General features: G+C 61.6%; 27 protein-coding genes and 1 tRNA gene. 4 read left to right on the top strand and 24 right to left on the bottom strand.

The features are described from left to right. Positions 1-809: 809 nt before the first annotated feature. The 23 genes from HXS66_RS15380 to rplU form a co-directional block, all read right to left on the bottom strand. Entirely contained in the window at positions 810-1,349 is a 540-nt protein-coding gene (locus tag HXS66_RS15380; protein WP_176494352.1) for a hypothetical protein, read from the bottom strand. Continuing rightward, complete coding sequence (locus tag HXS66_RS15375) at positions 1,346-2,281, bottom strand: PilW family protein (RefSeq protein WP_176503976.1); 936 nt, start codon at positions 2,279-2,281, stop codon at positions 1,346-1,348. The genes HXS66_RS15380 and HXS66_RS15375 overlap by 4 nt, the downstream gene beginning before the upstream one ends. Before the next feature lie 65 nt (positions 2,282-2,346). Continuing rightward, positions 2,347-2,853 carry a hypothetical protein gene (locus HXS66_RS15370; RefSeq protein WP_127734350.1) on the bottom strand — a complete coding sequence of 169 codons (507 nt, stop codon included), beginning with the start codon at positions 2,851-2,853 and terminating at the stop codon, positions 2,347-2,349. Then, the gene (locus HXS66_RS15365; protein ID WP_176494349.1) at positions 2,837-3,382 is read right to left on the bottom strand and encodes a GspH/FimT family pseudopilin; all 546 of its coding nucleotides are present in this window, start codon (positions 3,380-3,382) and stop codon (positions 2,837-2,839) included. Before HXS66_RS15365 ends, HXS66_RS15370 begins: the two co-directional genes overlap by 17 nt. Positions 3,383-3,625: 243 nt before the next feature. Then, positions 3,626-4,111, bottom strand: coding sequence for a type IV pilin protein (locus HXS66_RS15360; RefSeq protein WP_084207762.1), 486 nt, complete (start codon positions 4,109-4,111; stop codon positions 3,626-3,628). Next, positions 4,111-4,455 (bottom strand): hypothetical protein, encoded by a 345-nt coding sequence (locus tag HXS66_RS15355; protein WP_136939702.1) that lies wholly within the window; start codon positions 4,453-4,455, stop codon positions 4,111-4,113. Before HXS66_RS15355 ends, HXS66_RS15360 begins: the two co-directional genes overlap by 1 nt. 10 nt (positions 4,456-4,465) lie before the next feature. Next, the gene (locus tag HXS66_RS15350; protein WP_176503975.1) at positions 4,466-8,104 is read right to left on the bottom strand and encodes a pilus assembly protein; all 3,639 of its coding nucleotides are present in this window, start codon (positions 8,102-8,104) and stop codon (positions 4,466-4,468) included. Positions 8,105-8,117: 13 nt separating this feature from the next. Continuing rightward, on the bottom strand, positions 8,118-8,696 hold the full coding sequence (locus HXS66_RS15345; RefSeq protein ID WP_127734342.1) for a hypothetical protein: 579 nt from the start codon (positions 8,694-8,696) through the stop codon (positions 8,118-8,120). Next, the gene (locus HXS66_RS15340; RefSeq protein WP_176503974.1) at positions 8,696-9,673 is read right to left on the bottom strand and encodes a PilW family protein; all 978 of its coding nucleotides are present in this window, start codon (positions 9,671-9,673) and stop codon (positions 8,696-8,698) included. Before HXS66_RS15340 ends, HXS66_RS15345 begins: the two co-directional genes overlap by 1 nt. Next, positions 9,670-10,170, bottom strand: a complete 501-nt coding sequence (gene pilV, locus HXS66_RS15335) for a type IV pilus modification protein PilV (protein WP_077373441.1) — start codon at positions 10,168-10,170, stop codon at positions 9,670-9,672. Before pilV ends, HXS66_RS15340 begins: the two co-directional genes overlap by 4 nt. Next, positions 10,167-10,667: a GspH/FimT family protein gene (locus tag HXS66_RS15330; RefSeq protein WP_077373519.1), complete on the bottom strand. Its 501-nt coding sequence runs from the start codon at positions 10,665-10,667 to the stop codon at positions 10,167-10,169. Before HXS66_RS15330 ends, pilV begins: the two co-directional genes overlap by 4 nt. Positions 10,668-10,759: 92 nt before the next feature. After that, complete coding sequence (locus tag HXS66_RS15325) at positions 10,760-11,131, bottom strand: type IV pilin protein (RefSeq protein WP_127736627.1); 372 nt, start codon at positions 11,129-11,131, stop codon at positions 10,760-10,762. Between the two features lie 330 nt (positions 11,132-11,461). Beyond that, positions 11,462-12,430 (bottom strand): 4-hydroxy-3-methylbut-2-enyl diphosphate reductase, encoded by a 969-nt coding sequence (gene ispH / locus HXS66_RS15320; RefSeq protein ID WP_077373435.1) that lies wholly within the window; start codon positions 12,428-12,430, stop codon positions 11,462-11,464. A 58-nt stretch (positions 12,431-12,488) separates the two neighbouring features. Beyond that, on the bottom strand, positions 12,489-12,932 hold the full coding sequence (gene fkpB / locus HXS66_RS15315; protein WP_077373432.1) for an FKBP-type peptidyl-prolyl cis-trans isomerase: 444 nt from the start codon (positions 12,930-12,932) through the stop codon (positions 12,489-12,491). Positions 12,933-12,952: 20 nt separating this feature from the next. Then, complete coding sequence (lspA, locus tag HXS66_RS15310) at positions 12,953-13,480, bottom strand: signal peptidase II (RefSeq protein WP_240499635.1); 528 nt, start codon at positions 13,478-13,480, stop codon at positions 12,953-12,955. Positions 13,481-13,621: 141 nt separating this feature from the next. Next, positions 13,622-16,453: an isoleucine--tRNA ligase gene (gene ileS / locus HXS66_RS15305; protein WP_176503973.1), complete on the bottom strand. Its 2,832-nt coding sequence runs from the start codon at positions 16,451-16,453 to the stop codon at positions 13,622-13,624. A gap of 11 nt (positions 16,454-16,464) precedes the next feature. Next, positions 16,465-17,595 carry a bifunctional riboflavin kinase/FAD synthetase gene (gene ribF, locus HXS66_RS15300; protein ID WP_176503972.1) on the bottom strand — a complete coding sequence of 377 codons (1,131 nt, stop codon included), beginning with the start codon at positions 17,593-17,595 and terminating at the stop codon, positions 16,465-16,467. Positions 17,596-17,718: 123 nt separating this feature from the next. Continuing rightward, positions 17,719-19,263 (bottom strand): murein biosynthesis integral membrane protein MurJ, encoded by a 1,545-nt coding sequence (gene murJ / locus HXS66_RS15295; protein ID WP_373996132.1) that lies wholly within the window; start codon positions 19,261-19,263, stop codon positions 17,719-17,721. 226 nt (positions 19,264-19,489) lie between these two features. Next, the gene (gene rpsT / locus HXS66_RS15290) at positions 19,490-19,756 is read right to left on the bottom strand and encodes a 30S ribosomal protein S20 (RefSeq protein WP_077373420.1); all 267 of its coding nucleotides are present in this window, start codon (positions 19,754-19,756) and stop codon (positions 19,490-19,492) included. A gap of 264 nt (positions 19,757-20,020) precedes the next feature. After that, positions 20,021-21,151 carry a glutamate 5-kinase gene (gene proB / locus HXS66_RS15285; protein WP_176503986.1) on the bottom strand — a complete coding sequence of 377 codons (1,131 nt, stop codon included), beginning with the start codon at positions 21,149-21,151 and terminating at the stop codon, positions 20,021-20,023. 261 nt (positions 21,152-21,412) lie between these two features. After that, positions 21,413-22,609, bottom strand: a complete 1,197-nt coding sequence (gene cgtA / locus HXS66_RS15280; protein ID WP_077373417.1) for an Obg family GTPase CgtA — start codon at positions 22,607-22,609, stop codon at positions 21,413-21,415. A gap of 125 nt (positions 22,610-22,734) precedes the next feature. Further along, positions 22,735-22,992 (bottom strand): 50S ribosomal protein L27, encoded by a 258-nt coding sequence (gene rpmA, locus HXS66_RS15275; RefSeq protein ID WP_043335969.1) that lies wholly within the window; start codon positions 22,990-22,992, stop codon positions 22,735-22,737. A gap of 33 nt (positions 22,993-23,025) precedes the next feature. Beyond that, complete coding sequence (gene rplU, locus HXS66_RS15270; RefSeq protein WP_065392479.1) at positions 23,026-23,337, bottom strand: 50S ribosomal protein L21; 312 nt, start codon at positions 23,335-23,337, stop codon at positions 23,026-23,028. 283 nt (positions 23,338-23,620) lie between these two features. Between rplU and ispB the strand changes: the two genes are divergently transcribed. The 3 genes from ispB (at position 23,621) to HXS66_RS15255 (ending at position 25,238) form a co-directional block, all read left to right on the top strand. Further along, positions 23,621-24,610, top strand: coding sequence for an octaprenyl diphosphate synthase (ispB, locus tag HXS66_RS15265; RefSeq protein ID WP_077373509.1), 990 nt, complete (start codon positions 23,621-23,623; stop codon positions 24,608-24,610). Positions 24,611-24,811: 201 nt separating this feature from the next. Then, positions 24,812-24,888, top strand: a tRNA-Pro gene (locus HXS66_RS15260). A 122-nt stretch (positions 24,889-25,010) separates the two neighbouring features. After that, complete coding sequence (locus HXS66_RS15255) at positions 25,011-25,238, top strand: hypothetical protein (protein ID WP_176503971.1); 228 nt, start codon at positions 25,011-25,013, stop codon at positions 25,236-25,238. A gap of 46 nt (positions 25,239-25,284) precedes the next feature. Here the strand turns inward: HXS66_RS15255 and HXS66_RS15250 are convergent, their stop codons facing one another. Beyond that, entirely contained in the window at positions 25,285-25,545 is a 261-nt protein-coding gene (locus HXS66_RS15250) for a hypothetical protein (protein ID WP_176503970.1), read from the bottom strand. Between the two features lie 178 nt (positions 25,546-25,723). Between HXS66_RS15250 and HXS66_RS15245 the strand changes: the two genes are divergently transcribed. Beyond that, on the top strand, positions 25,724-26,581 hold the full coding sequence (locus HXS66_RS15245; RefSeq protein ID WP_176503969.1) for a TlpA disulfide reductase family protein: 858 nt from the start codon (positions 25,724-25,726) through the stop codon (positions 26,579-26,581). Positions 26,582-26,610: the final 29 nt, after the last annotated feature.

Here is a 26,610-nt window from a genome sequence, read left to right as displayed (position 1 = left end):
CACTAGTAGTCACTAACTCGACCACAACTCCTAAAACATTGGTCACTAACTCGACAACTTTATCGACTATATCATCAACAATAACTTTTTCTGACCCAGATCGCGGATTTATAGTTAAATAACCAGTGCGATAATCGGTACCAGACAATAGCTCCAAACTCGCGGCTTTACCTACGCTTAGTCGATTACGATAGTAAGTAAACCAATTTGCATAGTTAACTTTCTCTTCCTTAGAAAGAGTTGGGCTAGATATCATGACCTTCGTATTGCTTTTGCATCCCTGCCCAGTATAGTAACGAAAGTTAAGTTTCGGATCGGTCAAATCAACTACATTATCCCATGAACTTCCTTTACTGAAGTCAATCCATGCAGCAGTAGGATCCATGTTATTATAACGTTCTTCAGATTCGCCTTTTCTCCAGGGAAGATAAGTTTGATCCGGGTCGTAGGCCTGCTTATTCTCTTCTGCACAAAAGAACTTATTATCCAAGTCCAGTGGCTGATAGTCTCCACAAATCGTACGATTACCCTTGGTCCAACAATCATTGTAAACCAGATCGTAAGACTGCTCAGACTCCCCTCCCTCGAAGGTATCTTCAAAAGACATCGAGCCCGAATCATCCAATACCAGCAGGACGTTGGGGGTGACGCCGACGCTCTGGGTAGTGGGCAACTGAAGTAGCGTGTCGCTGTCTGCCAGTACGGGCAAGGTGACCACCAGCAGTCCGCTTGAGAGCAAGACCGGCAGGCGAATACGACGCAAGCCGCTGGGGCGGGGTGAATGCTTCGATTTCATCGATAGATTCCCTTCAATCGGCCATCATGATTTCGCTTTGCACCACTGCCAGTGCACGCTTTCTGCTCTCAAGGTCTCCCGCGCTCTCAAGACTCCAACCGGCGGCCGTGATCCGGAAGGCATTCAACAACTGGCTGCTGCTCAGGTTGTCGTCATTCAGAACGCCTTCTGTCGTTTCCCCAAGATATTCAATGACATAGTTACCATTGGCAGCCGCATTGCCACTCAGGATGCCCTCGCCATCCCAGGCGTCTGCCTGCAGAGGATCGAAGTCCAGACTTTCTCCCGCCGTCAGGTCATAGAAACCATCCTCGCCGAAGTCATCCAGCGTCAGCTCGCCCTCGAGCAGACGACTTTCGGCCTGCTGCTGAAGGCTCTCGGCCTCGGCATAGGCGTTGTCGTAGAACTGGGTATTCATCAGCATGCGGGTCTGCAACTGGGTATCCTCATTGCCCGTCACTGCCATCACGCCGACCACGATCAGCATGATCAACACGACCAGCAATGCCATCCCCTGCTGACGAGGATGCCGAGGGGCGTTCATCTGATTCATAGACCGATATTCCTCGGGCTCAGGGTAATGTCGAAGGTACGTTCCAATTCACCATCATCCTCACCCTCGACGTTGATCGTCGGTGGCGTCTTGAGGGTCAGGCTGATGTGGATACGTCTGACGCTACCCCAGTCATTTGCGGCTTCCACTTCCGCCGCGCTGCGCTCTACTGCGAAACGACTCGCACTGCCACTGCCCGAGGCCGTATCGAAGGACAGATCCAGCGCTTCGACGTATCGCGCCACTTCTTCATCACAGCCTGCGGTCGGGTCACCATCGACATCTTCTCCGTTCAGGCACAGACGGACGGGAGAATCGTCATCGGTCTGCGACAGCAGCAGATACCAACGCTGCAACGGGTAGACATATGCCTGGGTCTGCTGGGCACCGCCGTAGCCATGTTCCACAGCACTCGACAGATCCAGTGAATTGCTGCCATCGCCCGCCAGGCGAGCGATATCACCACTCTCGCAGTCACTGACCAGCACGACGCTATCCGCCTCCAGCGTATCGGCGGCGTAATCTTCAAGTACCAACGACGTATCCCCCTGAGCGACACTCGACCCGAGCTGCCAGCCACGCTGCGCTCCCAGTGCGGGTACCTGCAGGGCCAGGCGGTCGTAGGTGACCCCCGCCACCGTGTCGGACTCGGCCGTCAAGGGAGCATCGGACAGCGCGTGGCTGCCGGTGCCATCACTGACACTGCTCACCGACGCACAGCCGGAAAAACCGGCATTGCGCACCAATGGCTGCAAGCGACGCGTGACATGGCGCGCAGACTCCTGCAGGTAGGACATGGCAGACGTCGTGTTGAGGGTTGAGCGCGAGGCGAGAAAGTACTCCAGCGCCATGGCGGAAATGAACAACCCCAGCACCAGCGCCAACATCAATTCGACCAGGCCGACGCCCTGCTGGGCACGCCGTGAAGGCATCGAGCGAGGCGCCCTTGGCGAGCGCGACGCGCAGGCTCGCCGCGAGAGAGAGACTTTCAATGACATCAGGGCACCACTCGTATCTGTAGGGTCTCGCTCAACGCCTGAGCATCGGCGTCCATGCTGTCTGCGTTCTGACCCAGCGGCGCGGCGCCGCTCCAGCCGAGAGTCAGTGTCAGAAGATCACTCCCGCTGCTGGCGATGGCCCCGACCGGCGCGTTCAGTCCACTGTCCTCAAGCCTGTCCGCCCACACCGCTACATCGCGTGCCGCAAGCTCAGCAACACTGCAGGGACAATTGCCGGGATTGCCCGCGCTCTCGGTGTCGAGGCCAGCGTAGTCATCCACGCCGTCAGGGTTGGCCTGGATACGCTCCGCCATGCTGATCAACAGGATGCGAGCTTCGGTACGCGCATAACTCTCGTTGTTGGCCTGCAGGCTCTCCATCTGCATGAGTCCGAAACCCAGCAACGTCAGCCCCATCAGCAACAGGGCGATCAGAGCCTCCAGCAGACTGGTACCTTGTTGCCCCTTTCTCGCGGGATGTGAGCCCACCTCAGCAACTCTGGTCATCGCTGCCATATGTCTCCGTCAGTACTCGTCCAATGGGGGTCAATTCAAGCTGGCGATGGCCCTGACCACCCGACTGGTCACAGATCAACAGCCAGGTGGAGTCCGGTGTCGCGCCCTGGTCATCAAAGGTCACGCCGGCGACATCTGCCTGCACGGTGATGGCGGCATCGAACAGACGCAACAGATCATCGCCCAGCGATACTCGAGCATCCGCCTGAGTGCCCTGCACGACCGCCCAGCCATTGCTCCAGCGGGTCGAATTCATGCAGGCATCACCCGCGGCATTCAGCGGACAGAGCGTGATGCTGCCACCACTGGCCACCGCCTCGCTGCGCGCGTAGTTGACCGAGGCAATGAGTGTCTCGGCGGTACTGGTCACGGCATTGCGCGCGACCACTCCCTGCCAAGCGGGGACGGCGATCGTGATCGTGATGACCAGCACTGCCAACGTGATCATCAGCTCGATCAACGTGAATCCTTGCTGCCCCTCCTGCTGACGTGTGCGTCGAAGCGCATGAAAAACTGACATCGTCATATCCCTGAGAAACACGCAGGCGAAGGTGCCCTTCGCGATGTGAAATGGGGCAATGTAACGTCAACCAGCCACATAATGGAATTATTATGTTACATAGAATTACCTGACATCCCACAAATTACTCATATTCATCATTGTTTCATCTTTGGTGGCGCGAGTTTCTGGACAACGAAAAAGCCCCGATCCATGAGAATCGGGGCTCGTGTCTGCTGCAAACGGATGGCAGGGTGTGCTGCGTTACCAGCAATTGCTACTGTCGGTGCCTTCTGAATCTGCCAATACCGCAGCTCCCTTGATACCCAGCTCCGTCAACGTGAAAGTGGCACAGTCCTCATCATTGGCCTGACTGCCCGTGGCAGTGGCCGTCAGCGTATAGCTGTCGGCGTCCCCCGCGACGGCCAGTGTATAGAAGCCCTCCTCGCTGGCCGTATCCGCCTGTCCAAGCCCGATCCCGTCTCCGCCGAGCCCCAGAGCATCATCACAGTCCGTGGCGGTAGTCACACTGGCGGTCGCATATTCTCCGCAGGTGGCCATGATGCGCTCCTGGGTCTGGGCAAGCGCCAGCAGGGACGTGATGGCATCCGTGCGGCGTGAGCGCTCCACCTGATCCTGATAGCTGGGATAGGCGATAGCGGCCAGGATTCCGATGATGGCCACGGCAATCATCAGCTCCATCAAGCCGAAACCACCTTGTGATCGAGAACCGCCAGTTCGTCTGATCATCAACGCCCCCTGCGAAGCAGCGTGATATCGATCACCGGTCTTGGCTCGCCGCGCGGATCGAAGCGTACCTCGACCTCCTGCCCCGGATTGAGGTGGAATGCCTGAAGTTCTCGCCCATTGCGATTGAGGACGCGCGTGGAGGGCAGGATCACGAACCCCATGTCGTTGAGCTGCAGCTGGTCCCCCTCCACCTGATCAATCACGCCTGTGACGGTCTGTTCCATGTCCAGCTGAATCAAGGTATCTGCCGCCATGGCCGTCCCGCCCCACCCCGTGAGGAGTGCACAGGCTGCCAGCATCCATGCGCCGCCGCTCCGCTGCCACTTGTGTCGTGATATCTGCATGTTCCCTCTCCTAGCGCAGCTGGTACCAGGCACTACGGCCTTCCAGTCCATCGATCCCGAAGTCCATGGCCATCTCGACCACCTGATTGGTACCGCCCTGACCGACGTACTGGGTATCTCCCAGGAACTTGGGCGAGGTGGGCTCCCCGTCCGTCTTTATCGACAGCACGACCTGATTGTTGACGTTGTCGCTGGCATCCACCTTGCCGTCGCCATTGTAGTCAAAGACCTGCTGGACACTGTTGTTGCTGCGGACCGGTTGCAGACCATTACGCAGGCTGAGGGCATTCAACCAGCCGCTGGCACCACCGGTACAGGGGCCATTGCTGCCCGGGATCGTGGTATTGAAGACGATCAGATCGCCACGTACTGCCGGAATCGTCACCAGACGCTCCCCGGAATCGGAAAGCTCCACATACCACCCGTACTGGATGCCATTGTTGTTCTGATTGGCATAATCGACACCCACACCGGTGACGGTACGTGCATCACTGACCCCGGTGATGTTCGTGAAGCTCTGCTTTTCCAGCTGTCCGTGATAACGACGCGTCGTGTCGCCCGTGTGCAATACGCTATAGAAAGCCTGCGTCGAGGTGTCGATGGCATCCTGCAGTGTCAACAGTTGCCCCGTCCCCCAATAGACATTCAGGTACGGCGTATCGACGGTACTGTTGAAGACACCGCTGCGTGCCACGGCCACTCGCGAGGTGATGGGCTGGCGCGAAGCCGTCGGACAGGTCGATGTCGTGCTGTTCAGAGCCACCGCACATGACTGGAAGAGGCGCGACGTCTCGCCGCTCCCCACGTCATCCAACGAGAAATCACGCATGTCGAACACCCAGACATTGCCGTGAAGATCACCCGCGTAGACCCAATCGGTAATGCCATCGGCATCGATGTCCGCCAGCTCCGGGCTCGACATGCCATTGCAGTCGCTGTTGGCTGACGTGCAGGAACCCCCGGCATTGCTGCCCTGCTGTGAATCCAGCAGCGCGAAGTTTTCCGGGTCCTCCAGGTCCACGATGAACAGTTTGGCACGCCCGTCACTATCCGCGTTGTAGCCATTGCCGAAGATGGCGTACCACTTGCCATCATCAAGTCGAGCAACCTGAATGTCGCTGAAGGTGTAACCGAGATCCTCGTGGGTGAATTCCCACTGCACGATATCCGCCGGCGAGGTGCCATTGGACTCCCCCAGCGTGTCGAAGGCTTCGGGATCCGTGATATCCAGCATGTAGACCGCCTTGCCACCCGCGCCAAGCCCCCCCACCAGGACCGAATGCCAGCTGGGAGCGTCTTCCTCTCCCAGTTGTACGTGGACATCGCGCGCGACAGGCGTGGCATCGACGTAATACTGGTGAACATAATTCTGATCAGCGAGCTGACGAATGCCACGCCCTCCCTCGATGCTGAAAGCGGCATATGGCATGTAGGCGAATTTCTCTTCCCCGCTTTCCATGTCGATGGCATGCAACATGCCATCGTTGGCACCGATGTAGATCATCGACTGGCGATCTTCATGCAAGGTCTTGAAGGAGCGGTACGAAGACACTTCCATGTCATTGCGGTAGCTGGCGGAAGGCGGGCCGACGATGGCCGGCGAGGCGTGGACGATATCACCGAGATAGTTGTCGTCACGATCACGGAACAAGGTACCTTCGTAGGTATCATCGCCCTTGAGATAGCCGATCAGATTCTCGAGCTCTGACGTCCTCACGGCAAGCGGGGTGCCATTGAGTTTCAGGAAGGTGCCACTGGTATCCAGGATCTGCCCTGTCAACTGCGTCACGGTATCGCCGACCAAGTCCAGCACTCCGCTCTGTCCACCAGTCAGTCCCACGGCATTGGCAAGGCCATTGCCATTACCCAACCCCAGACCCAGCCCGTTGCCGATGATGCCAGATGCTCCATTTGCAGCTTCACGCACGGAGATCAGCACGGCATCGGTCAACAGCGTCTCGTCCAGGAAACCGACTAGGTCGAGAATCTGTTCCGCCTCCAATGAGCCGGCCTCCTCGATATCAAAGAAGAAGGCCTTCTCGTCAACTTCCGCGATTCCCGGGTTATAGGTAATTACCTTGCGACTGGAGCTACGGCTATCATCATCACGCAACCACTCCGCGACGGACCAATCCGAGGTGGCGCTCAAGGTGCCATTGGTGCCGATCTTTCGTGCAACGACATCGCCCGACCAATCAGCGGGATCATAGATGGTCTGAATCACGTACGCGCCGCTGGTCTGCCCACCACTGCTGATGTCCAGGCTACCGGTACTGGCCGCGCGTCCTGCGATCGACTGAGCGATATTGTTCAACGCATCAATCAATGCCTGCGGGTTGGCGGCGCTGAGATATTCACCACGCCCGTTCCAGGCCGCATGGCGCAGATCGTCGATGGTGGTATTGGCGTTGGCAACCGGCTGCGGCCAGGTAAAGGCAGACTCGAGATCAGCAGGGTTCTCGGACAGTGAGCCATCCACACCGAAACCGACGGTGTAGGTCACCATGTGCTGAGCGGAATTTTCATCCACTCCCGGTACGGTCGGCACGCTGTCGATCAAGTCAGTCCGCAGGTCCTCGCGATAATATTTCATCGCGACATCGCCAAGCGTATTGGAATAGCTGTCACGGTGACTGGCACTGATGAAGTCGCCGCTGCCACCGTCGACGTTGCCGACGCTGGGACTGGAGCCATTCCAGTAGCCATCGGTCATCATGATGGAATAGTTTTGCTGGCACATGCCGCCCTCATCCGCACTCAGAATGGGGGCCGAACGACCAGTGCTGGAGTAATACTCCCCGGCATTCTTGAGCGCGGTACGCAGAGGGGTGCCACCGGAGGGATAGGCGGTAAACAGCTCCTCCAGCAGGGCTTCACGTTCATCAGTATCCGTCATATCCGCAACGTTGCGATTGTTGCGGCCCTGGATGGTGCGCAGCCCCACCCGGGACTCATTGGCGTTGATCACACCGGCCATGGCGGATTTGGCCACCAGCATGCGGTCGCGATAATAGGTGAACCAGTTGGCGAAATTGACTTGCTGAGCCGCGGACAGATCTTCTACTTCAACGACATGATCGTCGTCCAGATACAGGCGCCCCGAATTGTTGCTATAGACGCCGCATTCACCGTAGTCATAGTCCCCATCACCATTGTCGTCCCAGCGGACGTAGTAGGCGTCATCGCTCATCCTGGCCAAGCTGGTAGGCTCGTAGGGATCTTCACGGACATTCGACAGGCTCATGTTCTGATAGGCGATTCCCGCTCGATCAGCTCCCGCCCAGGGGGTGTAGGTCAGCGCAGGGTTGTAGGCCATGACATTGAAGCCCATGCAGGCCCCGATCGCCCCGCCAAGATCCGTATAGGAAACGATACGATCATCAGCATCATGGTTGTTCTCTATCCAGATCCCGCTCTTGGAATACACCCCTGTGTAACCCATCAGCGAGGAAGCCGGCTGGAGACTCCAGTGTTCCACCCCCTTGTTGAGAGTATCCTCCCAGGCCATGCTGCCCGAATCATCAAGGATGAACAGGATATTGGGCTGAACACCGGTGGCTTCCGTCACTGGCGCACGAGCGATTTCCCCGGGAGCCGCCAGGCAAGGCAGAGCGAAAAGGCATAGGGCACCACTCAGCAGATAACGCATGTTCATGCTCCTCTCAGAAGTAAGGGCCCAGTTCCAACTCGCTTTGCACCACTGTCCAGGAGGCGCCATTGCCGCCTCCCAGGCCCATTGCACTGACGCGGAAGGCATCCAGGCGCGTACCGACCGCATTCAATTCGTTGCTGGTATTCAGTGGGGGCTGCCCGACCTTGCCCAGATACTCGATCACGTACGCCCCGATCACCGCGCCGTTATCATCATCCAGCGTATCGATGCCATTGGCCTGCCAATCCGCTTCAGAGAGCGGGTTGATCGGCGGCGCATCCTCAGGGAGTGCCAGCATCAGCCCAGCCGAGTCATCGAAATCGCCCAGTTCCCAGGCGCCATTCTCCAGGCCCTCCTGCAACGCCCGCTCACCGATGCTGAGGCTGGTCTCGGCGTTGTAATAGGACTGCTCGAAGTTACGGCTGTTGACGGCCATCCGGGTCTGCAACTGACTGTCCTCCACGCCGGTGACGGCCAGCAGACCGATCACCACCAGCATGACCAGCACGATCAGCAGTGCGATGCCTTGCTGATGCGCGGGCCCCCTCGTTGCCGCGCAGGGCCCGGATGTTGACGGCGATGTATGCATCAGCTGCCCCTCAGTTGCAGATTGCGCGGCGTGAACGTGAGATTGAAGGTGCGTGTCAGACGGCCATCGTTATCTCCGCCCGGCACCACGCCTGGCAGGCTCTCGAGTGTCAGGGCGATCTCGATGCGACGCACCTCATCCCAACGGTCTTCGCTGCGAACCGTGGCGGCAGGCACCTTGACCCGATCGACACTGCCGTTGCCGGTGGTGTCCAGACTGAAGCTGACATCGAAGCCCTCGACGCCAGAGGCCAGCTCTTCGCGCGCAAAGGTGGCATCGATGCGATCGAGATACAGCGCACGCACCGAGCTGTCATTGGCCTGATCATCCAGCCGGAGCTCCCAGGCCTGCACCGGATACAGATAGGCATTCGATGACTGTGAACTGCCATAGGAACGCGACAGGGTATCGTTGGTCTCGATACTGCCCTGGGTCGTCCCCGACACCTTGAAGACATCGGTGCTGTTGCAATCACTGACCAGCGCGAACTCGTCCGTCACGAAGGCCGCTTCACTGCCATTGCGCACGCTCAGTGGTCCGCCCAGTGAGGTCATGCTGCTGATGAGCGTGGTCTCATCGCCATCCTTGCTGGCGGCGACGAACGTCAGATTGAAATAGCTGAGGCTGCGCTGGGTACGCTGCTGCCCACCGAAGGGCGCCGTGAGATCGTGGGAGTCATCCACTGAACTGGCATTGGTAATATCACGACTGTTGGCACACCCCGCGTAGCCCACATTGCGCATGAGGGGCTGAAGCCGGAACGAGACATAACGCGCCGACTCCTGAAGATAGGACAGGGCTTCCTGAGTACTCACGGTACTGCGTGACGTCGAGAACATCTGCACCGCCATCGCCGTGATGAGAAGTCCCAGCACCAGACTGATCATCAGTTCGACCAGGCCAACCCCCGCCTGATGCGCGCGAGAGGCTGGAGAGCGAGAGCACTTCTTGCCAGCGATAGAGACACGCGGGTTCATGGCTCCACCTCGAAGCGATATGCCTGGATATCCATTCCACCATTGAGCGTATCGCTCCATTGCACCTGGACACTGACGTCATGCACCCCGATACCGGCACCGCCGACCAGGCGCTCGTCTACCGTCACGTTGCCGACACCGCTGGTCAGAGTGGAACCCTGAATGGCCGTTCGCCAGTCGATCACATCCTGATTGGCCAACTGAGCAGGCGTGCAGTCTGACGAGCATCCATTGTCCGGTGGGTCCTGCGTATCGGCACCATCGTATTGCGCAATGGCTTCGAGATTGGCCCGGATGCGCTCGGCCATGTCCAATGACAGCAGCTGTGCCACCGTATTGCTGTAACTGACGCGCTGATGCTGCAACGTCTGCACCTGCAGCAGCCCCAGCCCCAGCAAGGAGACACCAAGCAGCAGCACGGCCACCAGCGCCTCGATCAGACCGACGCCACGCTGACGATGCGCCGTCGCGATCTTCGGAGGGTTACGCCTTGTCATGAGCAATCACCTCCCGTCTCGAGTCTCACGCGCCCTGAAGGCGCCACCACCACGGAAGTGGAATCCGAGGCTGCGCAGAACACCAGCGTGCTGTTGCCGCTGTTGAGTGTGCCGCGATCGTTGAAGGTGATACGACTGGCACCGCCGGATTGCGCCACCGAGTTGCTGCCCTGATGAACCCACATGCGATCCCCTGCCGTGAAATTGGCCCCACTGCCTTCATACACCACCCAGCCATTCGACCAGTCCGCATCGCAGACAGTGGGATTCGGCGTGGCAACGCTCGGAGCATAGGGACAGACGCTGACCATGGTGCCGCGACTGGTCGCGGCACTGCGTGCCATCGCCAGGGCATGCGTCAGGGCGCGCACGTCGGACTCCACCTGAGAGCGCTGTACCATCCCTTGCCAGGCAGGCACCGCCCAGGCAGCGATGATGGCGATGATCGCCACCGTCACCACCAGCTCGATCAGCGTGAAACCGCGTGAATGACGCATGATGTCAGGCTCCCCGGCCTCTCGTGGCCTCTCATGCAACGCGAAAGGCAGTTCTCTCCCGACCCGATGTCGAGAGGATGGTCTCGCAGACTTCACCAACACCGCCCCCCTCCTTCCGCGCCGGTATTCATGACCTCATCCATCCACAGAATGCCGCAGTCATCGTTGAGCTGTGCTCCCTGCGGAGTGGCTTGCAACACGAAGGTGCTCGGCGTGAGGCTGCGATAGGAGATCAGGTAGCGCAGATTGCCGCCGGCATCCTCGATACTGCTGACGCCATCGGCTGGCAACTCACCCTCCAGCACCGGCGCCTCGGAGAAATCGTGTCCATAGAAGCCATGCAACTGCCTGGCCTGCTGGCCCAGCGCCTGCTGAGCATGAGAACGCCAGCTGCGCTCCACGTACCCGAGATAGGATGGCACTGCTACCGCCGCCAGAATCCCGATGATCGCGACCACCATCATGACTTCGATGAGCGTGAAGCCTCGTGCTCCTCTGGGCCCGCACGCTCCCGCTGCCCCGCGTCGTGCACGAGCACCGATGACGCTTTTGGCTAGGGGATGGCATGGCATGCCAATATCTCCAGAGGTGGCTTACCCTCCATTATGTATCATTTTCGTAACTGAGCATTACATTTTTTTTCATATATCCTCAGGCCAGATCAACGCTCACCGGAATGATCAGGGCATTGAGAACATGCGCAATAACTCACAAAGAGCCAGGTATTGCGGATCAGACATGAAAAAAGCCGCGACAGAGTCGCGGCTTTCAGATGACCAATGACTTACAGAGCGTTACAGCTCGCGAATCTGATCCGAGGCGATCAAGCGCTCCTTGAGCTCCTTGGGCATGGAGAAGACGATATTCTCCTCCTGACCTTCCAGTTCCTCGGGCGCCGAAGCCCCCAGTGCCATCAGGCGATCGATCACGCCCTGCACCAACACTTCGGGCGCACTTGCGCCTGCCGTGATCCCGATACTGCCGATACCCTCGAGCCAGGCGGCCTCGATCTGCTCGGCATCATCGATCAACCAGGCCGGGGTCTGCATGCGCTCGGCCAGTTCGCGCAGGCGATTGGAGTTGGAGCTGTTGGGGCTGCCGACCACCAGCACCACATCGCAGGCTTCCGCCAGCATGCGTACGGCGTCCTGACGATTCTGGGTCGCGTAGCAGATATCGTCCTTGCGCGGCCCCTGAATCGCCGGGAAGCGTTCGCGCAGCGCATCGATCACACGCGCCGTGTCATCCATGGACAGTGTGGTCTGGGTGACGAAGGCCAGCTGATCCGGGTCCTTGACCTCCAGGCGCGCCACATCGGACTCGTCCTCCACCAGGTGGATGGTGCCACCCTTGGAGGTGTCATAGCGGCCCATGGTGCCCTCGACTTCCGGGTGACCCTCATGGCCGATCAGCACGCAATCCTGGCCCTTGCGCGCATAGCGCAGCACTTCCATGTGCACCTTGGTCACCAGCGGACAGGTGGCATCGAAGACCTTGAGGTTGCGACGCTCGGCCTCTTCCTGCACCGCACGCGAGACACCGTGGGCCGAGAAGATGACGATGACGTCATCCGGCACTTCGTGCAGTTCCTCGACGAAGATGGCGCCGCGCTCCTTGAGGGAGTCGACCACGAAGCGATTGTGCACCACCTCGTGACGCACGTAGATCGGCGGCCCGAACACGTCGAGCGCCCCGTTGACGATATCGATGGCGCGATCCACTCCGGCGCAGAAACCGCGCGGGTTGGCCAGCTTGATCTGCATGACAGGCTCCGCTTGATGGCAAGGGGCACACGTGTGAGGCGCCCCTGGAAAAGAAGACTCAGTGCGTGGTCGCGGGGGAGACGGACAGCACCTCGACCTCGAAGGTCAGGGTACGCCCGGCCAGCGGGTGGTTGAAGTCGACCTTGACGTCACGCTCATCGATCTCGCGAATGATGCCCGGCAGCTCCGAGCCTGACGGCTCGGCGAAGGACATCACCATGCCGACCTCGATCTCGTCATCGAAGCTCTTGCGCGCCACGGTCTGGACATTCTGCGGATTGTGCTGACCGAAGGCATGCTCCGGCGTGACCGTGAAGCTGCCGGTCTCACCTGCCGCCATGCCCATGATCGGCCGCTCGAAGCCCGGCGGCAGATTGCCATCGCCTACCTGGAAGGTGGCCGGCGTCTTGTCGAAGGTGGAATCCACTTCGGTACCGTCTTCCAGACGCAGACGGAAATGGAGGCTGACCTCCATGTTTTCGGCGATACGATATTCGCTCATGCTGACCTCGTTTGCGCCACTCACTCGGAGCGGCCACGGAAGGATTCGATGATCAGTGCCACGGCTCCCAGGCTGATGGCGACGTCCGCCACATTGAAGGCCGGGAAGAAGGCATTGCCCCAGTGGAAGGACAGGAAGTCCACCACGTAACCATGCACGACACGATCATAAAGATTGCCCAGTGCGCCACCCAGTACCAGCGCGATGCCCAGCGCCGTGAAGGTCTCGTGACGCTTGAGGCGCGCAAGCCAGATGCTCAGACCGATGGCCGCCACCACGGCGATGCCGGCGAACAGCCAGCGCTGCCAGCCGTCATGACCGGCCAGGAAACTGAAGGCCGCGCCGGTATTGTGCAGCAGCGTCAGATTGAAGACCGGCAGCACCTCGTTGGCCTGACCGTAGATCAAAGAACTGCTGGCCAACCACTTGGTGGTCAGATCCAGCACCACGATCACCACTGACAGCCACAGCCAGCGCAACGGCGAACGCATCGGCTCACTGGCGGCCGAGCCGGCCTCACTGGCAGGCGGTTGTGAAGAAGACGTCATGTTACCTTCCTGTCGAGGATGCCATGGGCATCCCTGCATGAAATGAATCCGTCGGCGGCAAGACACGAACGCCGGGCCAGAGCCCGGCGTTCGATATCAGCGCTCAGCGGAGGCTGAACGATGCCGCGGTCGCGTCAGCGATCACGCGAAGTGACGCGTCTCGCCTTCGCCATCCGGCAGGTTGGTCACGCAGCGGCCACACAGGGTCGGATGTTCCGGCAGGGTGCCGACTTCCGGACGGTGGTGCCAGCAACGTTCGCACTTGGCATTCTCGCTGACCTTGACCGCCACCTTGAGGCCGGACACTTCGGTCTCTTCTGCGTCACCCGCAGCATCGAGAGGCGCCAGGGTCACGCCGCTGGTCAGCATCACGAAGCGCAGCTCGTCGCCGAGACTTGCCAGCAGTGCTTTTAGCTCGTCATTGACGTAAAGGGTGACTTCCGCCGCCAGGCCATTCTTGACCAGACCGGCGTTGCGCGCGCCTTCCAGCGTCTTGTTGACCGCCTGCTTGACGTGCAGCACCTGCTCCCAGAACTCACGCCCCATGGGGGCATCATCCGCCAGCGTGGTCAGGCCGGTGTAGGCTGTCTCCAGGAAGATGGTGTCCTTGCGCGGACCCGGGATGTTGGCGTAGATCTCTTCTCCGGTGAAGGAGAGGATCGGCGCCATCCAGCGTGCCAGCGCCTCGATCACGTGATACAGCGCCGTCTGACAGCTGCGACGCGCACGCGAGTTCGGCTGCGTGGTGTACTGGCGGTCCTTGATGACATCCAGATAGAAGCCGCCCAGCTCACGCGAGCAGAAGGTCAGCACCTGCTGATAGATATCGAGGAAGCGGTATTCCTCGTAGGCCAGCTCGACACGTGCCTGCAGCTGGGCGGCACGATCGACCACCCACTGGTCCAGCGCCAGCATGTCGTCGAAGGCCAGCGCATCACGCTCGGGCTCGAAACCGTTCAGGTTGGACAGCAGGAAGCGCGAGGTGTTGCGAATGCGGCGATAGGCATCGGCAGTCCGCTTGAGGATCTCGTCCGAGACGGCCATCTCACCGGAATAGTCATTGGAGGACACCCACAGGCGCAGAATGTCGGCACCCAGCTTGTCCATCACCTGCTGCGGCGCGACCACGTTGCCCACTGACTTGGACATCTTGCGGCCCTGCGCATCGACGGTGAAACCGTGAGTCAGCAGTGCCTTGTAGGGCGCGTGGCCGTCGATGGCACAGCCGGTCAGCAGTGACGAGTGGAACCAGCCACGGTGCTGGTCGGAGCCTTCCAGATACAGGTCGGCACGCGGACCTTCCTCGTGACCATGCGGGTGCGAGCCACGCAGCACATGCCAGTGGGTCGTGCCGGAATCGAACCACACGTCCAGCGTGTCGGTGACCTTCTCGTAGTTCTCGGCCTCATCGCCCAGCAGCTCCTGGCTGTCGAGGGACCACCAGGCATCGATGCCGTGCTCGGCGACGCGATCCGCGACCGCTTCCATCAGCGCGACGCTGTCAGGGTGCAGTTCGCCAGTGGCGCGATGCAGGAACAGCGGAATCGGCACGCCCCAGTTGCGCTGACGCGAGATGCACCAGTCAGGGCGGTTGGCGATCATGCTCTTCAGGCGCGCCTGGCCCCAGGCCGGGATGAAGGTGGTGTCCTCGATGGCGGACAGCGCCTTGTCACGCAGGGTCACGCCATCGGTGCCGGCGATGTCCATGCCGACGAACCACTGGGCCGTGGCGCGATAGATGACCGGCGTCTTGTGGCGCCAGCAGTGCATGTAGCTGTGGGTGATCTTCTCGTGCGCCATCAGCGCGCCGAGTTCTTCCAGACGCGCGACGATGTTCGGATTGGCCTTCCAGATGAACTGACCACCGAATTCCGGCAGGTCCGGCACGTAGACGCCGTTGCCCTGCACCGGGCTCTCGATCTCGTCGAAGCTCATGCCGTAACGACGGCAGGTGTGGAAGTCATCCTCGCCGTAGGCCGGCGCGGAGTGGACGATACCGGTACCGGCACCGGTCTCGACGTAGTCGGCCAGATAGACCGGCGACAGACGATCGTAGATCGGGTGGCGGAAGTTGAGATTCTCCAGTGCCGCGCCATTGACGGTCGCCAGTGTCTCGCCACTCAGCCCGAAGCGCGCCAGGCTGTCCTCGACCAGCTCCTCGGCGAGCACCAGCAGGCGCTCGCCGGTATCGACCAGCGAGTAGACGAAGTCCGGGTGAACGTTGAGCGCCTGGTTGGCCGGAATGGTCCACGGGGTGGTGGTCCAGATCACGATCGCCGCCGGCTTGCTCAGTGACTCGAGGCCGAAGGCCTTGGCCAGCGCCGCGCTGTCGTCTGCCGCGAAGGCGACATCGATGGCGTCAGAGGTCTTGTCGGCGTATTCGACTTCCGCTTCCGCAAGCGCAGAGCCACAGTCGAAGCACCAGTTGACCGGCTTCAGGCCCTTGAAGACATAACCGCCCTTGACCATCTCGGCCAGCGCACGGATCTCACCGGCTTCGTTGGCGAAGTCCATGGAGCGATACGGGTTGCCCCAGTCACCGACGATGCCGAGACGGATGAACTCGTGCTTCTGACCTTCCACCTGCACGCCCGCGTATTCCCGGCACAGGTGGCGGGCTTTCTCGGACTCGAGATGCTTGCCGTGGGTGGTCTCGACCTTGTGCTCGATGGGCAGACCATGACAGTCCCAGCCCGGCACGTAAGGCGCATCGAAGCCCGCCATCGTCTTGGACTTGACGATGATGTCCTTGAGAATCTTGTTGACGGCGTGACCGATGTGAATATTGCCGTTGGCATAGGGAGGGCCGTCGTGGAGCACGAAGCTCGGACGGCCCTTGCCTGCTTCACGCAGACGCGCGTAGAGGTCAATCTCGTTCCAGCGGGCCAGTTGGTCCGGCTCACGCTTGGGGAGATTGCCGCGCATCGGGAAGTCGGTATCGGGCAGATTCAAAGTGTGCTTGTAGTCGCTCATAGCCTTTCGGGTCAGCCGTCGTGGGGGCGGGAAGCCTGAGCTTCCCGAGCTGTGGAATCAGACACCTCAGCAGTGCCGTGTAAGGGTGCCGTCGGCGCATTCATCAGTGCGCTCAGCGGACGGCTGGCCAGCGGCAGGTCAGCCATCGAGGTCATGCAATCGAGCAATGCCTGCTCATCATTGGCGGGCGTCTCGCCTGCGGCCAGCGCGAAGAAGCGGCGTGCCAATGCGATATCGGCGTAGATGGCGGCCTTGAGAGCCTCCAGGCCATCGAAGCGCTGCTCGCCACGCAGGAAGGCACAGAAGCTGACACGCATCGACTGGCCATAGAGGTCCTCCGCGAAGTCCAGCAGGTGAACCTCAAGGACCGGGCGCGGCGTGCCGACCGTCGGGCGCCAGCCGATATTGGCTACCGCCGGGCAGGCGCGGCCATCGGCCAGATGCGCCATCACCGCGTAGACGCCGGAGACTGCCAGCGGCGCATTCGGCAGCGGCAGATTGGCGGTCGGCACGCCGATGGTACGCCCCAGCTGACGGTCCGCGACCACGCGCCCCTGCCAGTGATGGGCTCGTCCCAGCAATCTGGCGGCCAATGCCATGTCACCCGCGGCCAGTACCTTGCGCACGCGAGTGCTGGACACACGCTCACCGGCGATCTCGAAGGTGCGGGTATGCTCCACCGCGAAGCCCTCGGCGGCGCCGATGCGCTCCAGCAGCGCGAAGTCACCGGCACGATCACAGCCGAAGCGGAAGTCGTCGCCGACCACCAGGTGGCGCACGCCGAGACCATCGATCAGTACCTGCTCGATGAATTCACGGGCCGACAATGAGCGCAGCGCCTCATTGAAGGGCAGGCACAGCACGCGCTCGGCGCCGTGGCTACCCAGCAGGCGGACCTTTTCCGCCAGTCGCGTCAGGCGTGGCGGCGCCTTGTCACCCGCGAAGAACTCGCGCGGCTGCGGCTCGAACACCACCACCGTGGCCGGCAGCCCATAGGCCGCCGCGCGCTCGCGCAGTTGCTCCAGAATCGCCTGGTGGCCGAGGTGCACCCCATCGAAATTGCCGATGGTGGCCACGCAGCCGCGACTGCCATCCTGCTTGCGCAGGCGGGCGAGATTGTGGAGTCCTCTGATCAAGTCCATGCGTGCATCACACAAGCCGCCGAAAGTGGTCGATTATAGCGAAGGGGCACGGCGCTGACAGCCACCGTTGCCCCACCAGAGAGAAAACTGCTGGAACGCGAGTTGTGAATCGGGAGTCGGGGCTCAGCCCTGCATGCGGAAGTGGCGCGGACGTATGCCGCAAAGCCCCAACCACAGTGCATAGACCAGCACACCGCCGACGACCAGCGCCCCCATCATCGCACAGCGCTCCCACAGGCCCCAACCGAGCCAGGTGGTCCAGTCCGGTGACAGCCACAGCAGGCCACCACCCATCAGGGCGCAACCGCCAATCAGCGTCAGCGAATAGCGCCCCCAACCCGGCTGGAAGCGCAGCACACCCTCGCGATACAGGCCACGCGCCAACAGCCCGGCATTCAGGAAGGCCGACAGCGCCGTGGCCAATGCCAGGCCCGCATGGGCCAGCGGCACGATCAGCGCGAGGTTGAAGGCCATGTTGGCGACCATCGCGATGATGCCGATCCTGACCGGCGTCTTCGTGTCCTGACGCGCATAGAAGCCCGGTGCCAGCACCTTGATCAGCATGAAGGCCAGCAGCCCGAAGCTGTAGGCCCGCAGGCTCTGGGCCGACATCACCACATCATTGTCCGTCATCGCCCCATAGTGGAACAACGTGATCAGCAGCGGCTCCGCGAGCACGCCCAGCGCCAGCGCCGCCGGCACGCCGATCAACAATACCGAACGCAGCGCCCAGTCGAGCATCTTCTGGAAGTGCTCCAGCGACTGCTCCGCGTGACGCTTGGAGAGCGCCGGCAGAATCACGGTGCCGATGGCGATGCCGATGATGCCCAGCGGCAGTTCGACCAGCCGGTCGGAGTAATAGAGCCACGACACGCTGCCGGTGACCAGAAACGAGGCCAGCACGGTATCCAGCAGCAGGTTGATCTGCGAGACCGAGACCCCGAACAGCGCCGGTGTCATCAACTTGAGGATGCGCCGCACGCCTTCGTGGGCGAAGTTCGGCCATGGCTTGGGCATCAGGCCAAGACGCAGCAGGAACGGCACCTGGAACAGCAGCTGCACGCCACCGGCGATCAACACGCCCCAGGCCAGCGCCATGGCGGGTGTCTCGAAACGCGGTGCCAGCAACAGCGCCGCACCGATCAGGCTCAGGTTGAGCAGCACCGGGGTGATGGCCGGCACCGCGAAGCGATTCCAGGTATTGAGCACGCTGCCGGCGAAGGCGGTCAGCGAGATCAGCAACAGATAGGGGAAGGTCAGGCGCAGCATGTCACCGGTCAGCGCCAGCTTGCCGGCATCGTCACCGAACCCGGGCGCGAAGACCCACACCAGCCAGGGCGCGCACAGCATCGCCAGCGCCGTGATCAGCGCCAGGATGACGCCGAGACTGCCACTGACGGCATCCAGCAACTCGCGGACCTCTTCCCGCGTGCGCCGGGTCGCATACTCGGACAGCACCGGAATGAAGGCCTGATTGAAGGCCCCCTCGGCGAACAGACGACGCATGAAGTTGGGGATCTTGAAGGCCACGAAGAAGGCATCCGCCCCGCTGCCTGCCCCCAGCAGACTGGCGATGATCACGTCTCGCGCCAGCCCCAGCACCCGCGACAGCATCGTCATCACGCTGACGATCAGTCCGGAGCGCAGCAGTCCCGCGCGCACCGGCAGGCTGTCTCCACTGCTGGTCTCTGCCTGAGCCGTCGCCTGAGAGCCAGTCTGCACGGCCTGGCGACCCGACTCTTTCCCGACATCCTGATCGCCTCTGGGCGACTCATCCTGCGGCTTGCTCACCCTGACACCCCTTTCACTTCCCTGATCCGATACCGATGCCATCCAACACGATAGACAGACACAAAAAAACCGGCCGAAGCCGGTTTTTTCACGCGAACACGTCTCAGACAGCCAGTGCCTTGACGCGTGCGTTCAGACGGCTCTTGACGCGAGCGGCCTTCTTCTTGGACAGGATGTCCTTGTCGGCGTAACGGTCGAGGACCTTCTGCGCGACATTGAAAGCGGCCATGGAAGCAGCGTGGTCACCAGTCTTGACGGCCTTCAGCACGTTCTTGACGCTGGTACGCACGGCGGAACGCTGTGCGGAGTTGTGCTGACGACGGACTTCAGCCTGACGAGCGCGCTTGCGAGCTTGCTTGGAGTTTGCCACTTTGATGCTCCTTATGAGTCCACCCGTAGGCGCGTACTCATGAACTTGAATTTGGAAGACGTTGTCGCGGGGCGACAGCGGGTCCGGTCATCTCTCGCTTTCGACACTTGACGTGAAGACCATAGAGAAATCAGCGACTTGACGTGGAAGCCCCGCCAAGCCTTCGCCATCGGAGCGGACCAGCTCCCGACAGGACGGCAGAGTCTAGCATGGCCAGACGGATGACTGCCAGCATGAGGCCCGCATCGGCAGGCCTCATGCGCCCTACAGCACGATGAGGTTGTCGCGATGGATCAGCTCCGGCGCCTCGATATAGCCCAGCGCAGCCTCGATCTGATGACTCGGCAGCCCCAGGATGCGCTCGGCGTCGCCCGCGGAATAGTTGACCAGCCCCTTGGCGATCCGCGCGCCGGATTCATCGACACACTGCACCAGGTCACCGCGCTTGAAGGTGCCGTCTATCTTCTTCACGCCCACCGGCAGCAGGCTGGAACCACGCGTGGTCAGCACGCTGACGGCACCGGCATCCAGCGTCAGGGTGCCCCGCACCTGCAGTTGCCCGGCGATCCAGCGCTTGCGCGCCGCGATCGGCGCATGCTCGGGCAGCAGCAGGGTACCGAAGCGCTCGCCAGCGGCCAGGCGCGTGATCACGTCAGGCTGGCGGCCGGAGGCAATCACCGTCAGCGCGCCGCTGCGGGCTGCCAGGCGCGCCGCCCGCACCTTGGTGGCCATGCCGCCACGCCCCAGCACCCCGCCGCCACCGGCGACCTTGACCAGCATCGGGTCATCGGCCTGCGCTTCCTCGATCAGCCTGGCCGCCGGATCATGGCGCGGGTCGGCGTCGTACAGCCCTTCCTGATCGGTGAGCAGCAACAGGGCATCGGCTTCCAGCAGATTGGCGACCAGCGCGCCGAGCGTATCGTTGTCACCGAAGCGAATCTCGTCGGTGACGACAGTGTCATTCTCGTTGATCACCGGCACCACGCGCAGCTCCACCAGGGTACGCAGCGCCGAGCGTGCATTCAGGTAACGCTTGCGATTGGAGAGATCGTCGTGGGTCAGCAGAATCTGGGCGGTGGTCAGGCCGTGACGATGGAAATGCTCTTCATAGCACTGGGTCAGGCCATTCTGGCCGACCGCCGCCGCGGCCTGCAGCTCATGCACGCCACTGGGTCGCGCCGTCCAGCCAAGCCGGGACATGCCGACGGCGATCGCGCCGGAAGACACCACGATCACCTCGATGCCACGCGCATGCAGTGCCGCGATCTGGTCGACCCAACGCCCGATGCCGGCATCGTCCAGCCCGCGGCCGTCGTCGGTCAGCAGCGCACTGCCGATCTTGACCACCACGCGCCGCGCCCGGGCCAATGCCTCACGTCCGACCCGACTGCCCATCTCCGCCACTTCCGCCACCTTCTGCTCCGCCACCGCACTATCTCCTGTCATGTGGTCTCCCGCCCCGCTCGGCAGGCTGTGACTGCCCCGTCGCGTCATTGTCCGCTCCCGCCCCGCTGCTGTCATCACCCTCGAGCGGCACCTGCAACGAAAACGCCCCGCCGCGAGACCAGAAGGCTCGGGGCGGGGCGTGAATCGCGAAGCGGGTCGCTCGTCACTCAGTGACTGCCTCGCAGGGCAGCCACCGGACGAACCTCGACCTCAGGGCGCGTATTCGACCTCGACGTCGTAATCGTCGTCATTGAAGTCGTCATCGTCCTCTTCTTCGTCATCCTTCTTGCGCTTGCGACGTGTCAGGCGCTCTTCAGCGCGCTCCAGCGACTCGTTCTCCATGCGCGCCAGCAGGGCGGCGTGCGCCTCGGCAGCTTCCGGATCTTCCGCCAGCTGCAGGCGTTGCTCGCCCAGCCAGCGGTGTGCGGCCTGCACCAGCTCCTGAGTGCCGATACCACTGGCCGCGGAGACGACGAACAGCTCACCTTCCCAGCCCAGACGCTCGACGAGGTCCTTGACCATCGCCTCGCGATCCTCTTCCGCCAGCAGATCGATCTTGTTGATCACCAGCCAGCGCGGCAGCTCCGTGAGTGCCGAGGAGAAGTTCTTGAGCTCATTGAGAATCGCCTCGACCGCATGGACCGGGTCGCTCTCGTCGAAGGGCGCGATATCCACCACATGCAGCAACAGGCGCGTGCGCGTCAGGTGCTTGAGGAAGCGCAGCCCCAGGCCGGCACCATCCGCCGCCCCTTCGATCAGGCCGGGAATGTCGGCCATCACGAAGTGCTGGTGGCTACCGATCTTCACGACGCCAAGGTTCGGCACCAGCGTGGTGAAGGGGTAGTTGGCGACCTTGGGCTTGGCCGCGGAGACGGCGCGAATCAGCGTCGACTTGCCGGCATTCGGCATGCCCAGCAGGCCGACATCCGCCATCACCTTCATCTCGAGACGCAGGTTGCGACGCTCACCCCAGGTGCCCTTGGAGGTCTGGCGCGGCGCGCGATTGGTGGAGGACTTGAAGTGGATGTTGCCCAGACCACGACGCCCACCCTGCGCAACCAGCACCAGCTGGCCGATTTCCGTCACGTCACCGATGATCTCGAGGGTTTCCTCGTCGATCACGGTAGTGCCGACCGGCACCTTGACGATCAGGTCCTCACCCGCCTTGCCCGCCATCTGACGGCCCTGGCCGGCGTCACCGCTCTCGGCCTGGTAATAGCGCTGGAACTTGAAGTCGATCAGGGTATTGAGGGAATCATCCCCGATCAGGTACACACTGCCGCCGTGCCCGCCGTCACCCCCATCGGGGCCACCACGCGGCACGTATTTCTCACGGCGAAAACTCAGGCAACCATTGCCGCCACGTCCGGCCTCGACAATGATCGACGCTTCATCAAGGAACTGCATGCTGCTCTCTCCTGACGACGACCCGGGCCGTCATGCGACAAAAAAGCCCCGCCTGAGCGGGGCTTCCTTGCAGACCGTCATACGATACCGGGGCATCGTCCAGTCTGCGTAAGCTGTCAGACGCTTCAGGCAGAAACGATGCTGACGAACTTGCGGTTCTTCGGACCCTTGGTCTCGAACTTCACGTGGCCGTCGGCCAGAGCGAAGAGAGTGTGGTCCTTGCCGATGCCAACGCCAGTACCGGCGTGGAAACGGGTGCCGCGCTGACGCACGATGATGTTGCCGGCGATAGCCGCTTGGCCACCGAACAGCTTCACACCAAGGCGCTTGGATTCAGAATCGCGACCGTTGCGGGTAGAGCCCGCCGCCTTCTTATGTGCCATTGGATAATTCTCCTATGGTGGGTAGCGCTGCAATTACGCAGAGATACCAGTGATCTTGACTTCGGTGAACCACTGACGGTGGCCCGCACGACGCATGGAGTGCTTCCGGCGACGGAACTTGATGATGGTGACCTTGTCGCCACGGCCGTGAGACACGACCTCGGCAGCAACCTTGGCACCTTCAACCAGCGGAGCGCCGACCTTGATGTCGTCGCCTTCAGCGACCATCAGGACTTCGTCGAACTGGATAGTTTCGCCAGTGGCGACTTCAAGCTTCTCGAGCTTCAGGGTCTGGCCTTCCTGAACGCGGTACTGCTTGCCACCGCTCTTGATAACTGCGTACATGATTCTCTCCATCGAACTCATCAAGGGTGTGCTCTTGGGTGACCTGCTGCGAGTGGCGCCCCTTCTGGAGCCATCTGACAGGGAGCGGGATGAGTCACGGCCGCGTATTATAGCGCCGCGTGCCGCGATCGACAAGCAATGTCAAGATGCGCACGCCCGACCCGCCGCCAGCCTGCATCCCTGCGCGGGTGCACGCCTTGACGGCCATAGGGGTGCCCCATAGCATAACCGGCAAATGGCACGCCACGGCGGCCTCACCTCTCGCTACGGGCACGACGACCTCATGCAAGCCGACGCATCGACCCTTCACGCGGCAGTGGCAGATGACTTCGCCGCCGTAGACCGCACCATTCTCGCGCAGCTCGAGTCGCGCGTGCCGCTGGTCCAGACCATCGGTCAGTACATCATCCAGAGTGGTGGCAAGCGCCTGCGCCCGGTCCTGGTGCTGCTGGCAGCCCGCGCACTCGGCTATCAGGGTGATCGCCACATCAACCTGGCCGCACTGATCGAGTTCATGCACACCTCGACACTGCTGCACGATGATGTCGTCGACGAGTCCAGTCTGCGTCGCGGTCGCTCCACCGCCAATGACACCTGGGGCAACGCGCCCTCCGTGCTGGTCGGTGACTTCCTCTATTCTCGCTCTTTCCAGATGATGGTGGAGGTCGGCTCGATGGACGTGATGGCGATTCTCTCCGCCGCCACCTGCACCATCGCCGAAGGCGAGGTCCTGCAGTTGACCAACATCGGCAATGCCGACATCGATGAAGCCGCCTACTTCGAGACCATCCACGGCAAGACCGCCATGCTGTTCGAGGCAGCCGCGCATGCCGGGGCGATACTCGCCCAGGAAGCGGATGGCAGCGTCACGGCGGCACAGGTCAGCGCGTTGCAGAACTATGGCCGCTACCTGGGCCTCGCCTTCCAGCTCATCGATGACCTGCTCGACTATCAGGGCGACGCCGAGACCATGGGCAAGAATGTCGGTGATGACCTGGCCGAGGGCAAGCCGACCCTGCCGTTGATTCGCGCCATGCAGGTCGGAAGCCCGGCGCAGGCCAGCCTGGTACGTGGCGCCATCGAGAAGGGCGGACTGGAGCAACTCGACGAGGTACTGGAAGTCGTGCGCCTCACCGGCGGCCTCGACTATACCCGCAGTCGCGCGCAGGAAATGGCCGACAACGCCCTGGCGGAACTCGAGGCGCTGCCGGAGAGTGACTTCCGCGACAGTCTCGAACGCATCGCGCTGTTGAGTGTCGGCCGTCAGGCCTGATCCCCCTTTCAGCCACGGGGAGACAGACCACCAGCAGGAAAACGTGACGAGAAGTACCGGCAGGATGAGGTGAAGAGAAGCGCGCTTCTCGACAGCCGAATTGCCCCTTGAGACATCGATAAAACTTTTTGACCTCAAGGGCTTGCAAAGCAAAGCTGTCTGCGTATAATTCACCTCCGTCGAGACAAGCTCACGACGCATCGGAGTATAGCTCAGCTTGGTAGAGCGCTGCCTTCGGGAGGCAGAGGTCGTAGGTTCGAATCCTGCTACTCCGACCAGATATCTGAAAAAGCCGCTGATCACTGATCAGCGGCTTTTTTGATGCTGGAAGGTTTTCCTGCGGCTCATGTTGCCCAGTGACGAACTCCCCTCCAACGCCTTACATCCCTCAGGATGCCACATGCACACACTGCGCCTTGCCATGCTGTCCCTGCTGCTCACCTCCCTGCTCTCCGCCTGCGCCTCCACCCGTACCCAATGGGAGAAGCCCGGTGCCAACAGCACGGAGGCTCACAACACCTGGGCCGGCTGCCAGTACGAACTTGGCCTGACGGACAAGTCAGACAACGAGAAACAGACGCTGCTTCAATATTGCATGGAGCGCGATGGCTATCGCCTGACTTACTGACCGTGAGCTTGAAGTGGTGAGACACCAGCGATTCAAGCTCTTGTAGTCAATCCGACATATCGGCATCACTTGCCTTGCGGGCCCGCTCACGACCAGCACGTTCACGGTCGCGGCGGGCCTTTTGCTTGAGGTAGTAACTGCGCAGGGCAAGGCCGAGACCGAAGGCCAGCATCAGAGCGAACACCAGCCCCTGCCAGGGGCGGGCGGCATCGCCAAGCCAGGTCTCCAGCGCGACGATGGCGATCAGACCAGTGGCCTGACTGGCAACGGCGATCGCACGGCTACGGTCATAATGATGTGACAGCATGGGGATATCCTTGCAGCGTCCTCGGCGACAGAGCAATGCTCAGCGCGCGAGGCGTGGATGTCGAAGTCCGTCGATTATCGCATACTCGAGCCTCACGACTGCAGCGCCGGCCAAGCGCCGCTCGACAGGTAGTGCTGACCCGAATGCCCCTTCCCGGACACCGCCAAAGGATAACCGCATGGATGCCATCGCTCTGGGCCCTGCCCTGATTTCCGTCGAACGCCTCTATGCCTTCGTGGCAGCCCTGGTAATGCTGATCGAGTTCTCGCTGCTGATTCGTCTACTGGCGCGCATGCACGCCAGGGGCGCGACCGCGCCCGCTTACGACTCTCCACCGCTGAGCCCCTCACGCTGGTTCAATCGCATGCTGGTCAGCTGGGTGATCGGTGCGCGCCTCACTTACGTCGCCCTGCACTGGGCAAGTTATCAGCAGGCACCGCTGGATATTCTCAAGCTGTGGCAACCGGGCTACCACCTGCTCGGCGGCATGCTGGCCGCGACCCTGGCCAGCCTGTGGCTGTTGCGCCGGCATGGCGTGATTCGCCAGGTCATCGCGCTGGGCAGTCTGACTCTGGGCCTGACCGCTTTCCTCGGCCTCAAGCAGCTCGACCCGCTGGGCAGCACGCATTCCATCGAGCGCATGCCGTCGATCACCCTGCATCATCTGGATCGTCGCCCGGTATCGCTGGATGAGGTCCGCAATCAGCGCGTGATCGTCAATCTGTGGGCTACCTGGTGCCCGCCCTGCCGCCGGGAGATGCCGCTGCTGGCCGAGGTGGACGCCCGGCCGGATGTCACCGTGGTGCTGGCCAATCAGGGCGAACAGGCGCTCGCGGTCACTCGTTTCCTCAAGAGTGAGCGACTCACGCTGGAATACGCCCTGCTGGACCCCGCCATGCAGCTGATGGGGCTCGCCGACGCACAGGGCCTGCCCGCCACCCTGATTTTCGATGGCGAAGGCCGCCTGATCGAACGCCACATCGGCGAGCTGAGCCGCGCCCAGCTGCAGGCGCTGATGCCCCCGTCTGGATCGTGACGGACACCCTCCCCCAAATCATGAGAGAA

This window comes from Cobetia sp. 5-11-6-3 (genome assembly GCF_013374055.1).
Taxonomy (GTDB): domain Bacteria; phylum Pseudomonadota; class Gammaproteobacteria; order Pseudomonadales; family Halomonadaceae; genus Cobetia; species Cobetia marina.
The sequence above is the reverse complement of the archived record's forward strand: the minus strand, read 5'-3'. Positions and strand labels throughout refer to the sequence as shown.

What these genes read in the sequence shown, in the direction of transcription:
- HXS66_RS15380 (WP_176494352.1), bottom strand. Translation starts at nt 1,349, where the DNA reads ATGAATCAGATGAACGCCCCTCGGCATCCTCGTCAGCAGGGGATGGCA.
- HXS66_RS15375 (WP_176503976.1), bottom strand. Translation starts at nt 2,281, where the DNA reads ATGCCTTCACGGCGTGCCCAGCAGGGCGTCGGCCTGGTCGAATTGATG.
- HXS66_RS15370 (WP_127734350.1), bottom strand. Translation starts at nt 2,853, where the DNA reads ATGACCAGAGTTGCTGAGGTGGGCTCACATCCCGCGAGAAAGGGGCAA.
- HXS66_RS15365 (WP_176494349.1), bottom strand. Translation starts at nt 3,382, where the DNA reads ATGTCAGTTTTTCATGCGCTTCGACGCACACGTCAGCAGGAGGGGCAG.
- HXS66_RS15360 (WP_084207762.1), bottom strand. Translation starts at nt 4,111, where the DNA reads ATGATCAGACGAACTGGCGGTTCTCGATCACAAGGTGGTTTCGGCTTG.
- HXS66_RS15355 (WP_136939702.1), bottom strand. Translation starts at nt 4,455, where the DNA reads ATGCAGATATCACGACACAAGTGGCAGCGGAGCGGCGGCGCATGGATG.
- HXS66_RS15350 (WP_176503975.1), bottom strand. Translation starts at nt 8,104, where the DNA reads ATGCGTTATCTGCTGAGTGGTGCCCTATGCCTTTTCGCTCTGCCTTGC.
- HXS66_RS15345 (WP_127734342.1), bottom strand. Translation starts at nt 8,696, where the DNA reads ATGCATACATCGCCGTCAACATCCGGGCCCTGCGCGGCAACGAGGGGG.
- HXS66_RS15340 (WP_176503974.1), bottom strand. Translation starts at nt 9,673, where the DNA reads ATGAACCCGCGTGTCTCTATCGCTGGCAAGAAGTGCTCTCGCTCTCCA.
- pilV (WP_077373441.1), bottom strand. Translation starts at nt 10,170, where the DNA reads ATGACAAGGCGTAACCCTCCGAAGATCGCGACGGCGCATCGTCAGCGT.
- HXS66_RS15330 (WP_077373519.1), bottom strand. Translation starts at nt 10,667, where the DNA reads ATGCGTCATTCACGCGGTTTCACGCTGATCGAGCTGGTGGTGACGGTG.
- HXS66_RS15325 (WP_127736627.1), bottom strand. Translation starts at nt 11,131, where the DNA reads ATGATGGTGGTCGCGATCATCGGGATTCTGGCGGCGGTAGCAGTGCCA.
- ispH (WP_077373435.1), bottom strand. Translation starts at nt 12,430, where the DNA reads ATGCAGATCAAGCTGGCCAACCCGCGCGGTTTCTGCGCCGGAGTGGAT.
- fkpB (WP_077373432.1), bottom strand. Translation starts at nt 12,932, where the DNA reads ATGAGCGAATATCGTATCGCCGAAAACATGGAGGTCAGCCTCCATTTC.
- lspA (WP_240499635.1), bottom strand. Translation starts at nt 13,480, where the DNA reads ATGACGTCTTCTTCACAACCGCCTGCCAGTGAGGCCGGCTCGGCCGCC.
- ileS (WP_176503973.1), bottom strand. Translation starts at nt 16,453, where the DNA reads ATGAGCGACTACAAGCACACTTTGAATCTGCCCGATACCGACTTCCCG.
- ribF (WP_176503972.1), bottom strand. Translation starts at nt 17,595, where the DNA reads ATGGACTTGATCAGAGGACTCCACAATCTCGCCCGCCTGCGCAAGCAG.
- proB (WP_176503986.1), bottom strand. Translation starts at nt 21,151, where the DNA reads ATGGGCAGTCGGGTCGGACGTGAGGCATTGGCCCGGGCGCGGCGCGTG.
- cgtA (WP_077373417.1), bottom strand. Translation starts at nt 22,609, where the DNA reads ATGCAGTTCCTTGATGAAGCGTCGATCATTGTCGAGGCCGGACGTGGC.
- rpmA (WP_043335969.1), bottom strand. Translation starts at nt 22,992, where the DNA reads ATGGCACATAAGAAGGCGGCGGGCTCTACCCGCAACGGTCGCGATTCT.
- rplU (WP_065392479.1), bottom strand. Translation starts at nt 23,337, where the DNA reads ATGTACGCAGTTATCAAGAGCGGTGGCAAGCAGTACCGCGTTCAGGAA.
- ispB (WP_077373509.1), top strand. Translation starts at nt 23,621, where the DNA reads ATGCAAGCCGACGCATCGACCCTTCACGCGGCAGTGGCAGATGACTTC.
- HXS66_RS15255 (WP_176503971.1), top strand. Translation starts at nt 25,011, where the DNA reads ATGCACACACTGCGCCTTGCCATGCTGTCCCTGCTGCTCACCTCCCTG.
- HXS66_RS15250 (WP_176503970.1), bottom strand. Translation starts at nt 25,545, where the DNA reads ATGCTGTCACATCATTATGACCGTAGCCGTGCGATCGCCGTTGCCAGT.
- HXS66_RS15245 (WP_176503969.1), top strand. Translation starts at nt 25,724, where the DNA reads ATGGATGCCATCGCTCTGGGCCCTGCCCTGATTTCCGTCGAACGCCTC.